General features: G+C 65.8%; 10 protein-coding genes. 7 read left to right on the top strand and 3 right to left on the bottom strand.

Annotation, left to right across the window (positions count from 1 at the left end):
- Positions 1–45: 45 nt before the first annotated feature.
- Positions 46–1,068, bottom strand: a complete 1,023-nt coding sequence (gene iolG, locus AB3X98_RS12205) for an inositol 2-dehydrogenase (protein WP_254318138.1) — start codon at positions 1,066–1,068, stop codon at positions 46–48.
- Entirely contained in the window at positions 1,061–1,951 is an 891-nt protein-coding gene (locus AB3X98_RS12200; RefSeq protein ID WP_368606159.1) for a MurR/RpiR family transcriptional regulator, read from the bottom strand. The genes iolG and AB3X98_RS12200 overlap by 8 nt, the downstream gene beginning before the upstream one ends.
- 275 nt (positions 1,952–2,226) lie before the next feature.
- Between AB3X98_RS12200 and AB3X98_RS12195 the strand changes: the two genes are divergently transcribed.
- From AB3X98_RS12195 to iolB, 7 genes are all read left to right on the top strand, one after another.
- Positions 2,227–3,288 (top strand): sugar ABC transporter substrate-binding protein, encoded by a 1,062-nt coding sequence (locus tag AB3X98_RS12195; protein WP_254318136.1) that lies wholly within the window; start codon positions 2,227–2,229, stop codon positions 3,286–3,288.
- Positions 3,289–3,525: 237 nt separating this feature from the next.
- Positions 3,526–4,689 carry an ABC transporter permease gene (locus AB3X98_RS12190; protein ID WP_368606158.1) on the top strand — a complete coding sequence of 388 codons (1,164 nt, stop codon included), beginning with the start codon at positions 3,526–3,528 and terminating at the stop codon, positions 4,687–4,689.
- A gap of 13 nt (positions 4,690–4,702) precedes the next feature.
- Complete coding sequence (locus tag AB3X98_RS12185) at positions 4,703–5,524, top strand: ATP-binding cassette domain-containing protein (RefSeq protein ID WP_368606157.1); 822 nt, start codon at positions 4,703–4,705, stop codon at positions 5,522–5,524.
- A gap of 37 nt (positions 5,525–5,561) precedes the next feature.
- Positions 5,562–7,577, top strand: a complete 2,016-nt coding sequence (gene iolC, locus AB3X98_RS12180; protein ID WP_368606156.1) for a 5-dehydro-2-deoxygluconokinase — start codon at positions 5,562–5,564, stop codon at positions 7,575–7,577.
- Positions 7,574–9,547, top strand: coding sequence for a 3D-(3,5/4)-trihydroxycyclohexane-1,2-dione acylhydrolase (decyclizing) (iolD, locus tag AB3X98_RS12175; RefSeq protein ID WP_368606155.1), 1,974 nt, complete (start codon positions 7,574–7,576; stop codon positions 9,545–9,547). Before iolC ends, iolD begins: the two co-directional genes overlap by 4 nt.
- A 33-nt stretch (positions 9,548–9,580) precedes the next feature.
- The gene (gene iolE / locus AB3X98_RS12170) at positions 9,581–10,495 is read left to right on the top strand and encodes a myo-inosose-2 dehydratase (protein ID WP_368606154.1); all 915 of its coding nucleotides are present in this window, start codon (positions 9,581–9,583) and stop codon (positions 10,493–10,495) included.
- Positions 10,492–11,295 (top strand): 5-deoxy-glucuronate isomerase, encoded by an 804-nt coding sequence (iolB, locus tag AB3X98_RS12165; RefSeq protein WP_069268677.1) that lies wholly within the window; start codon positions 10,492–10,494, stop codon positions 11,293–11,295. The genes iolE and iolB overlap by 4 nt, the downstream gene beginning before the upstream one ends.
- A 74-nt stretch (positions 11,296–11,369) precedes the next feature.
- Here the strand turns inward: iolB and AB3X98_RS12160 are convergent, their stop codons facing one another.
- Positions 11,370–13,052, bottom strand: coding sequence for a methyl-accepting chemotaxis protein (locus tag AB3X98_RS12160; protein WP_069268678.1), 1,683 nt, complete (start codon positions 13,050–13,052; stop codon positions 11,370–11,372).
- Between the last annotated feature and the right edge of the window lie 147 nt (positions 13,053–13,199).

Here is a 13,199-nt window from a genome sequence, read left to right as displayed (position 1 = left end):
GCTCGATTTGCGCTCGATTTGCGATCTATTTGCGCTCGCTCCGTTTCACTCGCCCAGCGCCACCACACGGCCCTCGCGCCAGGATAGCGAGGCGGCTTCGGCCAGCTCCAGCGCCTTCAGGCCGTCGGCGACCGACGTGCGCACCGGCACGCCCTGCGTCACCGCCTCGTGAAAGTGCGCCATTTCGCGCGCATAGGCCGCGCGATAGCGTTCGAGGAAGAACGCCTCGGGCACGTCCTGCGCGACAGCGGTCTTCGACCACGCCACCACTTCGGTCGGCTTCATGTTGCCCGCCTGCAGCATGCCCTCGCTGCCGAGCACCTCGAAGCGCTGGTCGTAGCCATAGGCCGCGCGCCGCGCCGTGTTGATCTGGCAAAGACGCCCGCGCTTCGTGCGGATCGTCACCGCCGTCGAATCGATGTCGCCCGCGTCGGCAATCGCCGGGTCGGACAGGCAGCTGCCTGTGGCGTGCACGCTCACCGCCTCGTCGTCGAGGATCCAGCGGAAGATGTCGAAGTCGTGGATCAGCATGTCCTTGAAGATGCCGCCCGAGTGCTTGATGTATTCGACGGGCGGCGCGCCCGGATCGCGGCTCGTGACGATCAGCATTTCCGGCGTACCGATCTCGCCTGCGTCGAGGCGCGTCTTCAGCGCGGCGAACGTGGGATCGTAGCGGCGCTGGAAGCCGATCATGGCCACGACGCCCGCGCGCTGAACGGCTTCAGCACAGGCGCGCGCGCGCTCGATGGTCAGATCGACGGGCTTTTCGCAGAAGATATGCTTGCCTGCCGCGGCCGACTTCAGGATCAGTTCGGAGTGCGTATCGGTGCTCGAGCAGATCACGGCGGCGCCGATCGAAGCGTCGCCGAACGCGGCGTCGACGTCCACGACCTGGGCGCCGTGCTGTGCGGCGAGCGCGACGGCGGCTTCGCGATTGACATCGATCACGTACTTCAGTCGCACGCCCGGCTGGCGCGCGAGATTGCCCGCATGAATGCGGCCGATGCGCCCCGCGCCGAATACCGCCACATCCAGCGTTTTCGCTGCGCCGCTTGCTGCACTAGTCATCGTATCCTCCGGTGTCGGTCGATTCTTCCACGTTGAGTTCGAGCCGGTACGCAAGCGCAATGAAGAGCGCCTGGCACAGGCAGAAGGTGCTGGTGAGCGAGCGGAACGCGAACGCGCTCCCCTCCTTCACATAAAGCTGCGCGTTCGCGTGGCGCGCGAGCGGCGAAAGCTGGCTGTCGGTGATGACGAGCGTTTTGGCGTGATGCTGCTGCGCCACGCGCAGGCAGTACTGCGTCTCTTTGCCATAGGGCGCGAAGCTGATGGCGATCACCACGTCGCCCTTCTTCACGCCACGAATCTGTTCGTGATACATGCCGCCGAGCCCCGAGACGAGGTGCACGCGCTTGCGCGTGTGCTGCAAGGCATAGACGATGTAGCTCGCCACCGGAAACGAGCGGCGCACGCCGATCACGTAGATGTTGTCCGCCTGCTCGAGCATCTTCACGGCCTCGTCGAACTGCGCACCGTCGAGGCCGGCTTCGAGTTCGTCGAGTCCGCTGCGGCACGCGCCGATGAACTCGCGCGCCACGGCGCCGCCCATGTCCGGGCTCGCCTCGCCCTCCTTGGCGTCGATCAGCTGGCGAATGCGCTGCTGATAGCTCGTGGCCGAGGCGCCTTGCCCCGCATAGGCCTGACGGAACACGGCCTGCAGGTCGGAGAAGCCCGAGAAACCGAAGCGCTGCGCGAAGCGCACCACCGCCGAAGGATGCACGGCGCAACTCGCGGCAATGTCGCTCGTGCGGTCCATCATCACACTCGCGCGGTGCTGCTCGATGTAGGTCGCGATGCTTTTCAGCTGACGCGGCAGCGCCTCGTATTCCTGCGCGATGCGCTGCATCAATTCGTCTACGCCTGCTACGGCGTCGGTTGTGTCATCCGCCATGATTATTTTCCTCGGCTGGTTGCCGCACTGCCGCAAAGCCTTACCAGGCCTCGATTCCACGGCATGCCGACGGAGCCGATTATAGGCAGCGTGTCACACGAATGGAACAGATTTTCCATTTTTATTTGCAATGAAATTTTCGTTGCAAGTCGCGAAGCGATGTCCTACTCTTGTCGATGAGCGCGGCAGCAGGTGCAGGTAACAAGCGGCATGTCAAAAGCGCGGCTGCGGCATTCACCCCAAGAACGAACGACAGACCGAGAAAGGTGGAGACAATGACTCAACGCAAGGGCAAGACCATGCTCCGGAGGTTGGCCGCAGTGCTCGCGCTGGCAGCGGGCGTCACAGGCGCGAGCGTGCTCAGCGCGCAAACGGCGCAAGCCGCCGACGCGCATTTCGTGCTGATCAGCCACGCGCCCGATTCCGACTCGTGGTGGAACACGATCAAGAACGCCATCAAGCAGGCCGACGAAGACTGGAACGTCGAGACCGACTACCGCAATCCACCCAACGGCGACATCGCCGACATGTCGCGCCTGATCGAACAGGCCGCCGCGCGCAACTACGACGGCGTGATCGTCACCATTGCCGATTACGACGTGCTCAAGAGCTCGATCGGCAAGGTCACGCAAAAGAAGATTCCGCTCGTGACGATCAACTCGGGCACCGAGGAACAGAGCGAGAAGCTCGGCGCGATCATGCACGTGGGTCAGCCCGAATACGTGGCGGGCCACGCAGCCGGCGAAAAAGCCAAGGCCGCGGGCGTGAAGTCGTTCCTGTGCGTGAATCACTTCGCGACCAACGCCGTATCGTTCGAACGCTGCCGCGGTTTTGCCGACGCGCTCGGCGTGGACTACAAGACCTCGACGATCGACTCCGGCCAGGACCCGACGGAAATCCAGTCGAAGGTGAGCGCGTATCTGCGCAACCATCCGAACACGGGCGCGGTCCTCACGCTCGGCCCGGTGCCGGCGGCCGCTACGCTCAAGGCGATCGACCAGATGGGCCTTGCGGGCAAGATCTACTTCTGCACGTTCGACTTCTCGGATGACATCGCCAAGGCGATCCGCGCGGGCACCATCCAGTTCGCGATCGATCAGCAGCCGTACCTGCAGGGCTATATCCCCGTGGCCGTTCTCGCGATCGTGAAGAAGGAGCACACCACGGACCCGCAGAAGATCCGCCAGATCCTCGAAGCGAATCCGAAGTTCAAGCAGCGCCTCGAAACCTATGGCCTGCAGCCCTCGTACGGTCCGAAGAATATCCGCTCGGGTCCGGGCTTCATCACCAAGGACAATCTCGACAAGGTCGTGAAGTACGCAGGTCAGTATCGCTAAGCAGTTTTCGTCAGCCACGCGCGGCGGTGGCTAGCATCCTCCGATGCCCATCGCCTCTCGCCAGCCTCGCCGCGCGCCATTCACCGTGTTGCTTCTACTGCAAGGCAGTCGCTTGTGGGGAATGCGCTCGGGTATTTGAGCCAAAGCAGGTGCGAATGCCCCTGCCACGGCCGATCGCCTTGCATAGGACCAGCGTAAGGCGCTAAAGCACCAACTCTGGTCGATATAGGAGACATCATGGGTGTAGCCGGCAAACACTTCCCCTCGCACGCTCCGGAAAGCGGCGCGCAAGACGCGCCCACACCGCAGCCTGGCGCCAGCGACGAACGCGTGCGCCGCGAATCGCGGTTCGGCCATCTGCTAGGCCGCCCGGAATTCGCCGCGATTTCCGGCACCGTGCTGGTCTTCGCCGTCTTCGCGATCGGCGCCGGCGGCTCGGGCATGTTCGATCTCGACGGCGTGATGAACTGGTCCCAGGTCGCCGCCTACCTCGGCATCCTGAGCGTCGGCGCGTGCCTGCTCATGATCGCCGGCGAATTCGACCTCTCCATCGGCTCGATGATCGGCTTCGCCGGCATGATGGTGGCTATCCCCACGATGTACTTCCACTGGCCCATCGCGCTTTCCATTCTGTTCGCGTTCGTGGGTTGCACCGCGCTCGGCGCGCTCAACGGCTACCTCGTGATGCGCACGCGGCTGCCGTCGTTCATCGTCACCCTCGCGTTCCTCTTCATCCTGCGCGGCCTGACGCTTGCGCTCTCGATCATGTTCGCCGACCGCACGATCGTCTCGGGTGTGGGCGACGTGGCCAAGGCCGACTTCGTAACCAACCTGCTCTTTCACGGCACGGCGTTCAAGGGCCTGTTCGTGGCGCTCACGCATGTCGGCATCGGCAAGATGCTCGACAACGGCCAGCCGCTCGTGCCCGGCGTGCCCAAGGTGATTCTCTGGTGGTTTGCGCTCGTGGCGATCGGCGCCTTCGTGCTCGCCAAGACGCGCTACGGCAACTGGATTCTCGCGGTGGGCGGCGACACCAACGCCGCGAAGAACGTGGGCGTACCCGTGAAGCGCGTGAAGATCTCGCTGTTCATGCTCACCGCGTTCTGCTCGTGCCTGTTCGCCGTGCTGCAGGTGTGCGACATCGGCTCGGCCGCTGCCGATCGCGGCCTGCAGAAGGAATTCGAAGCCATCATCGCCGCGGTGATCGGCGGGACGCTGCTCACGGGCGGCTATGGCTCGGTGATCGGCGCGGCATTCGGCGCACTCATCTTCGGCGTCGTGCAGATCGGCATCACTTACACGAACATCGATTCGGACTGGTTCCGCGTGTTCCTCGGCGTGATGCTGCTCATTGCCGTGCTTTTCAATCACTACGTGCGCCGCCGCGTCGCGCAATCGTAAGCCGGAGGCTCAAATGTCCGAAACACCCAACCCCGTCCAGAACAACGCGGACGACGACACGATTCTCGCGCTCGAGAACGTCAGCAAGTACTTCGGCAAGGTCATCGCACTGAACGGCGTCACGCTGCGCCTGAAACGCGGCGAGGTGCACTGCCTGCTCGGCGACAACGGCGCGGGCAAGTCCACCCTCATCAAGACGCTCGCCGGCGTGCACCAGCCGACCTCCGGCCAGTATTTCGTGGACGGCAAACCCGTGATGTTCGATTCGCCGAAAGACGCGCTCGACCTCGGCATCGCCACCGTCTATCAGGATCTCGCACTCGTGCCGCTGCTTTCGGTCGCGCGCAACTTCTTCATGGGCCGCGAGCCGCAAAAGAAGCTGTTCGGCTTCATCAACGTGATGGATCTCGATTCGAGCGCCGCGATCGCGAAGGAGCGCCTGGCGGGAATGGGCATCAACGTGCGCGACCCGCATCAGGCCATCGGCACGATGTCGGGCGGCGAGAAGCAGTGTCTAGCGATCGCACGCGCCATTCACTTCGGCGCACGCGTGCTGATTCTCGACGAGCCGACCGCCGCACTCGGCGTGAAGCAGAGCTTCAACGTGCTCAAGCTGATTCACGCCGCGCGCGCCAAGGGCATTTCGGTGATCTTCATCACCCACAACGTGCACCACGCCTACCCCATCGGCGACTCGTTCACGCTGCTCAATCGCGGTCGCTCGCTCGGCACCTACACGAAAGACACGATCAGCAAGAACGAAGTGCTCGACATGATGGCGGGCGGCGCGGAGATGCAGAAGATGATCGCCGAACTCGACGGCGCGACCATCTGAGCACGAGCGCACGGCACAGCACCCAACAGGAATACACATGGCCCTGACTCATTCAACCCCGCCCCGTTCCACTCCAGGCCGTTTCGCCGCCGGACGCAGCCTCGACATCGTCTGCCTCGGCCGCCTGGGCGTCGATCTCTACGCTCAACAGGTGGGCGCGCGGCTCGAAGACGTCTCCACCTTTGCGAAGTATCTGGGCGGCTCCTCGGCGAACATCGCCTTCGGCTGCGCACGTCTTGGCCTGAAGTCGGCGATGCTCACGCGCGTGGGCGACGATCATATGGGGCGCTTCCTCGTCGAAACCCTCACGAAGGAAGGCTGCGACACGAGCCATGTGTGCGTGGACCACGAACGCCTCACGGCGCTCGTGCTGCTGGGCCTGAAAGACCGCGACACGTTCCCGCTCATTTTCTACCGCGAGAACTGCGCCGACATGGCCGTCGATTCGGGCGACTTCGACGAAGCCTTCATCGCGTCCTCGAAAGCGCTGCTCATCACCGGCACGCACTTCTCGACCGAACAGGTGAACCGCACGAGCCTCACCGCGCTCGACTACGCTCGCCGCAACAACGTGCGCACCGTGCTCGACATCGACTACCGTCCCGTGCTGTGGGGACTCACGGGCAAGGCCGATGGGGAAACGCGCTTCGTCGCGAGCGAAGGCGTGAGCGCGCATTTGCAGCGCATCCTGCCGCATTTCGATCTCGTGATCGGCACCGAGGAAGAATTCCGTATTGCGGGCGGCAAGGAATCGCTCGTCGATGCGCTCAAGCGCGTGCGCGAAGTCACGGGCGCGACGCTGCTCGTCAAGCGCGGGCCACTCGGTTGCCAGATCGTGGAAGGCGCGGTGCCCGCCTCGATGGACGACTTGCCGATGCAGCGCGGCGTTGAAGTCGAAGTGCTCAACGTGCTCGGCGCCGGCGACGCTTTCGCCTCCGGCTTTCTTTCGGGCTGGCTGCGCGACGCTTCGCTCGAAGACTGCGCGCGCTCGGCCAACGCGTGCGGCGCCCTCGTCGTCTCGCGGCACGGCTGCGCGCCCGCCATGCCCACGCCCGTGGAACTCGACTACTTTCTGCGCGAAGCGGCCGCCGACCCCGTGCGTATGCGCCGTCCCGACCGCGACGCGACGCTTGCGCGCCTGCATCGCGTCACGCCCGCGCGCAAGGGGCACGACGAAGTGCTCGGCTTCGCGTTCGATCACCGCAACCAGTTCTTCGATCTCGCGCAGCAGACCGGCGTGAGCGAAGCGCGCATTTCGTATCTGAAGAATCTCTTTGTCGAGGCCGTCGCGCAGACCGAGCGTACGCTCGGTTTGCAAGGACGCATCGGTGTCCTGATCGATGACCGCTACGGCCAGGATGCGCTCAACGCCGCGACCGGCCGCGGCTGGTGGATCGGCCGTCCGGTCGAGTTGCCGGGCTCCGTGCCGCTCGTGTTCGACCATGGCCGCTCGATCGGCACGACGCTCGCGTCCTGGCCCATCGACCACACGGTGAAGTGTCTCGTGCAGTTCCATCCCGACGAGCCCATCGAACAGCGTCTCGAACAGGAAGCGCAGCTGCGCACGCTCTACGACGCCACCCAGGCGAGCGGCCACGAACTGCTGCTCGAAGTGATCCCGCCGAAGCTTAACGGCAAGCCGAATGCACCCGATACGGTCTATCGCGCGCTCAAGCGGCTCTACAACATCGGCCTCTATCCGGAGTGGTGGAAGCTCGAACCGACGGGCGCCGCGCAATGGCGCGAGATCGACGCGCTGATCGCCGAGCGCGACCCGTATTGCCGCGGCGTCGTGCTGCTCGGCCTCTCCGCGCCGATCGACCAGCTCGCGGAGGGCTTTCGCGCGGCGGCCGCCTCGAATACGTGCCGGGGCTTCACGGTGGGCCGCTCAATCTTCTATGAACCGAGCCTCGCCTGGCTCGCAGGCGAAATCGGCGACGACGAGGTGATCGCCCGCGCGCGCCGCGCCTTCGAAACGCTGATCGGCGCGTGGCGCGCCGCGCGCACCGACGCTCGAGGTGCGCACGACAATCATGAGGAGAAGGCGGCATGAATCAACGCATTGCTCCTGGCGACTACGCCGCGCAGGAAAGCGCGCAGAACGCAGTACCCGCGGCACACACGAGCACCGTGCGGCTTACGGCGGCGCAGGCGCTCGTGCGCTATCTCGCTGCGCAGCGCGTGGCGAGCGAGGACGGCTCAGGCCGTACGGAGCCGCTATTCGGCGGCGTGTTCGCGATCTTCGGTCACGGCAACGTGGCCGGCATCGGGGAAGCGCTTTATCAGTATCGGCACGAACTGCCCACGCTGCGCGCGCACAACGAACAGGCCATGGCGCACAGCGCGATCGCCTATGCCAAGGCGCACTTTCGCCGCCGCATGATGGCGGTGACGACCTCGATTGGCCCCGGCGCGACGAATCTCGTCACGGCGGCCGCGCTTGCGCACGTGAACCGCTTGCCGGTGCTGCTGTTGCCCGGTGACATTTTCGTGTCGCGCGAACCCGATCCGGTGTTGCAGCAGATCGAGGACCTGCACGACGGCGGCCTCTCCGCTAACGACGCGCTGCGCCCCGTCTCGCGCTACTTCGACCGCATCGTGCATCCCGCGCAGCTGCTCACGGCGCTGCCGCGCGCGCTGCGCGTGCTCACCGACGCCGCGCTCTGCGGCCCCGTCACGCTCGCGCTGCCGCAGGACGTGCAGGCCATGGCATGGGACTATCCGGCGAGCTTCTTCACGCCGCGCCTCGTGACATTCCACGCCCCAGCGCCTATTCAGACCGAGATCGATGCGGCGCTTATGCAGTTGCATCGCGCGAAGCGCCCGCTCATCGTCGCGGGCGGCGGCGTGCTCTATTCGCGCGCCTCGCAGGCCTTGCAGACGCTTGCGGCCTCGCGCGGCATACCCGTGGCCGAAACGCAGGCGGGCAAAGGCTCGCTCGCGTGGGACGACCCGCTCAACGTCGGTGCGCTCGGCGTGACGGGCTCGCCCGCCGCCAACGAACTGGCGCGCGACGCCGACTGCGTGCTCGCCGTGGGCACGCGTTTGCAGGACTTCACGACCGGCTCGAACTCGCTCTTTGCGAACGCGCATGTAATCGGCGTGAACGCCAACGGCTTCGACGCGCTCAAGCACGACGGCCTCGCCGTGCAGGCCGACGCGCGCCAGGCGCTCGCCGCGCTCAACGACGAACTGATCAACTGGCGCGCCGACGCGAACTGGACCGCCCGCGCCCAGCGCCTCGCGGGCGACTGGCGCGCGAGCATCGAGCGCATCACGCACGCGCCGCAGGAACGCAACCGACTGCCGTACGACGCCGATGTGATCGGCGCCGTGCAGCGCTCGTCGAGTCGTTCGTACACCGAAGACATCGTCGTCTGCGCGGCCGGCACGCTGCCCGCCGAGCTGCACAAGCTCTGGCGCGCGGGCCAGCCCGGCGCCTATCACGTCGAATACGGCTACTCGTGCATGGGCTACGAGATCGCGGGCGGCCTGGGCGCGAAGCTTGCGCGGCCCGATCGCGAGGTCATCGTGATGGTGGGCGACGGCAGCTATCTGATGATGAACAGCGAGATCGCCACCTCGGTCATGCTGGGCGCGAAGCTCATCATCGTCGTGCTCGACAACCGCGGCTACGGCTGCATCAACCGGTTGCAGCAGGCTTGCGGCGGCGCGCCGTTCAACAACCTGTTCAACGATTGCGCGCAAGGGCCGCTCGGCGCCCCTCGCATCGATTTCGCCTCGCATGCGCGCTCGCTCGGCGCGCAGGCCGAGCACGTGGCGAACGTCGCGGAACTCGAAGCGGCGATGCAACGCTCGCGCGCTTCGTCGCGCACTTACGTGGTCTCCATCGACACCGACCCCGCGCGCACGACGGAGGAAGGCGGCTGGTGGTGGGAGGTCGCCGTGCCCGAGGTGTCCACGCGCGCCACCGTGCGCGAGGCGCGCGAGCGCTATGAAGAGCAGGTCGCGCAGCGCAGCGGACGCGCGCAAGCCAGCGACGACGAATCCGGCAACGCATAACGGCTCTGACGACACAGACATCGAGGAGCGCATATGAGCGCATTTGAAGTACGCATCGGCATCAACCCGCTGTCGTGGATGAACGACGACCTGCCCTCGCTCGGCGGCGAGACGCCGCTATCGCAGGCGCTGACCGAGGGCCGCGAGATCGGTTACGAGGGCTTCGAGCTAGGCAACAAGTTTCCGCGCGAGCCGCAGGCGCTCAGGTCGCTCCTCTCGCAATACGATCTAGCGCTCGTCTCCGGCTGGTATTCGGGCATGCTCGCGCGACGCAGCGTGGAAGGAGAGATCGCCGCGGTCGAGAAGCATCTGGACCTGCTCGCACAGAACGGCGCGACCGTGATGGTCTACGGCGAGGTCGCCGATTCGATCCAGGGCGCGCCGCGTCCGCTCTACCAGCGCCCGCGCTTTTTCAGCGGCAAGCAGTGGGACGAATACGCCGCGCGCGTGGACGCCTTCGCGCGCCATACGCTCTCGCGCGGCGTGCGGCTCGCTTACCACCATCACATGGGCGCTTATGTCGAAACGCCCGCCGACGTCGACAAGCTCATGGCGCGCACGAGCGACGCCGTGGGCCTGCTGTTCGACGCAGGCCATATGACGTTTGCAGGCGGCGACCCCGTCGCCGAACTCGACAAGCACATTGCGCGCGTGTGCCATGTGCACTGCAAGGACGTGCGTCCCGCCGTCATGAAACTCGCACGCAACCGCAACTGGAGCTTTCTCGACGCCGTGCTCGCAGGCGCGTTCACCGTACCGGGCGACGGCGCGATCGATTTTCCCGCGATCATCGCGCGCCTGAAGCGTCACGGCTATCGCGGCTGGCTCGTCGTCGAAGCCGAGCAGGACCCCGTAATCGCACCGTCGTACGAATATGCGCAAAAGGGTTACCGTACGCTGCGCACGCTCGTCGATGCGACGGACACCCCATCGAAGGAGGCAGCATGACTCTGCTGGTCAAGGCCGCGCGCGAAGGTCAGACGATCGCGCGCGTCACGCCCGACACCGCGGGCTGGCGCTATGTCGGCTTCGCCGCATACCGGCTCGAAGTGGATGAACTCGTCTATGTCAGTGAGCCCGATCGCGAGAGCTGCATCGTCGTGCTCTCGGGCTCGGTGGATATCGAGGCGGGCGGCGAGCGCTGGTCGAGCCTCGGCTCGCGCGACAGCGTCTTCGAAGACGCCGCGCCTTATGCCGTTTATGTGCCGCCCGGCGTGAAAGCGACGGTGCGCGCCAAGCGCAATGCCGAAGTGGGCGTGGCGAGCGCGCCCGCCAAAGGCACGCTGCCCGCTCGCCTCATCGAGCCCGCGCAGATGAAGCGCTCCACGCGCGGCAAGGGAGCGAATACGCGCTACGTCTGCGATATCCTGCCGCAAGACGCGCCCGCGGAATCGCTGCTCGTGGTCGAGGTGCGCACGCCTTCGGGCCATTCGTCGAGCTACCCGCCGCACAAGCACGACGCCGACCGCTTGCCGCACGAAAGCGCGCTCGAAGAAACCTACTATCACCGGCTCAATCCGCAGCAGGGTTTCGCGTTCCAGCGCGTGTACACTGACGCGCGCGATCTGGACGAAACGATGGCCGTGGAAAATCACGACGTCGTGATGGTGCCGCGCGGCTATCACCCGGTCGTCGTCCCGTATGGCTATGACTCGTACTACCTGAATGTGATGGCGGGCCCCACGCGCGAATGGCACTTCCACAACGACCCGGCGCACGCGTGGATCATCGAGCGCGACGCGAAGTGACGCGTCCATAAAAAAACGCCGCGTGTCGAACCACGCGGCGTTTTTCGTTGTGACCGCAACGAACTGCAGGAGCGTCAAGCCAGCCGGAATTTCCCCACCAGCCGCTTGAGCACCTTGGCTTGATCGTCGAGCGATTGCGCCGCCGCGGTCGCCTCTTCAACGAGCGCCGCGTTCTGCTGCGTGCCGGCGTCCATCTGCGTGACTGCGCGACTGATTTCCTCGATGCCCGAGCGCTGCTCGCGCGACGCCGCCGAAATTTCGCCGATGATGTCGTTCACGCGCCGCACGGCCTTTACGACCTCGTCCATCGTCGAGCCCGCGTCCTGCGCCAGCGTCGAGCCATTCGATACGCGCTCGACCGATGCGCCGATCAGCGTCTTGATCTCCTTGGCCGCCGCCGCGCTGCGCTGCGCGAGGCTGCGCACCTCGCCCGCCACCACGGCGAAGCCGCGCCCTTCCTCGCCCGCGCGCGCCGCTTCCACGGCGGCGTTGAGCGCGAGGATGTTGGTCTGGAACGCAATGCCCTCGATCACGCCAATGATGTCCGCGATACTCTTCGCGCTGTCGTTGATCTCCTGCATCGTCGCGACCACGCGCCCGACCACCGAGCCGCCCTTCTCCGCGATTGCCGAGGCATTGCCCGCGAGCGTGCTGGCCTGTTCGGCGTTTTCGGCATTCAGACGCACCGTGGACGTGAGCTGCTCCATGCTGCTCGCCGTGCGCTCGAGCGCCATGGCCTGTTCTTCGGTGCGGCGCGACAGATCGAGATTGCCGGTCGAGATTTCGCCCGAGGCCGAGGCAATCGCCTCGGCGCTCGCGGCGATTTCGGCCACCGTGGTCGAGAGACCCTTCTGCATGTCGCGCAGCGCGCCCAGCATGCTCGCCGCGTCGCGTGCGTGAACCGTGACGGGCTGCGCGAGATCGCCGGCCGCGATCCGGGCCGCGATGGCCTTGGCATGCGCGGGCTCGCCACCCAGTTGCCGCGCGATGCGACGCACGACCCATTCGCTCACGAAGAACGCGAGCACGAACATGGCCACGGTCGCCACGGCCATCATCACGAACGACGACTTGAAGATGAACTCGGCCTTTTCGATGGTCGCCTTCGCGGCCGTCCCGCGCTGCGCGACGAGGTCGTTGACGAGCGTTTCGAGCTTGCCGGTCTCCACGAGCAGCGAGACGTCCTGCGTGCCCACCTGCCAGCTCATCTGCGAGAGATCGAGCGGCTGCTGCTTCACGAGCGTCACGAAGTCGCGCAGATGGCCGCTCCACGCCGTGGTCGCATCGGCGAGCTTCTTTTGCAGGGCGAGCGCGTCGCCGCCCTGCTCCTGCGCGTACTGCTGCAGCTGGCTTATGCCGCGCTCCAGCGCACCGAGATCCTTGTCGATGTCCTGGCCTAGTTCGTCGCGCTCGCGCGCCGTGGTCGCGGTGAGCAGCATCTTCTGCGCGCGGCTCGCGCGCAGCACGTGGCCGCGCGCCTCCTCGGCGGCGCGGCTTGCGACGTAGCCCTGTTCGTAGATCGATTGCGTCGAGCCGTTCAGGCGGCTGATTTGCGCGAGCGAAATGGCGCCGATGGCGAGCGTGCCGATCAGCACCAGCGCGAAGGCGAGACGCAGTGTGGCCTTGACGGAAAGCCGCGAGCGGCGCGTCGCCGCGCCGGCGCGTCCCGTTTTGCGTTGCTGCGCGTGCGCCGCGCTGCCTGCCGGATCCTGCGGCACGAACCCTGCGTGCCCGCCGCCTTGCGATACTGCTTTCATTTTGGTCCCCAGCATTGTTGTCAGGCTCAGCGCCATCGTTCCTGATTTGCGCTACGCCTCAACCCCGGTCTACGGCACACCACCGCGCATTCTTTAACGCCTTCGCGCGCGCGGTGCGGCCCGTACTCCAGCCCCGTTTTGCGCACC

It is taken from the genome of Paraburkholderia sp. BR14312, assembly GCF_040948675.1.
GTDB lineage: Bacteria > Pseudomonadota > Gammaproteobacteria > Burkholderiales > Burkholderiaceae > Paraburkholderia > Paraburkholderia nodosa_A.
This window is presented reverse-complemented; position numbering and strand designations above follow the sequence as displayed.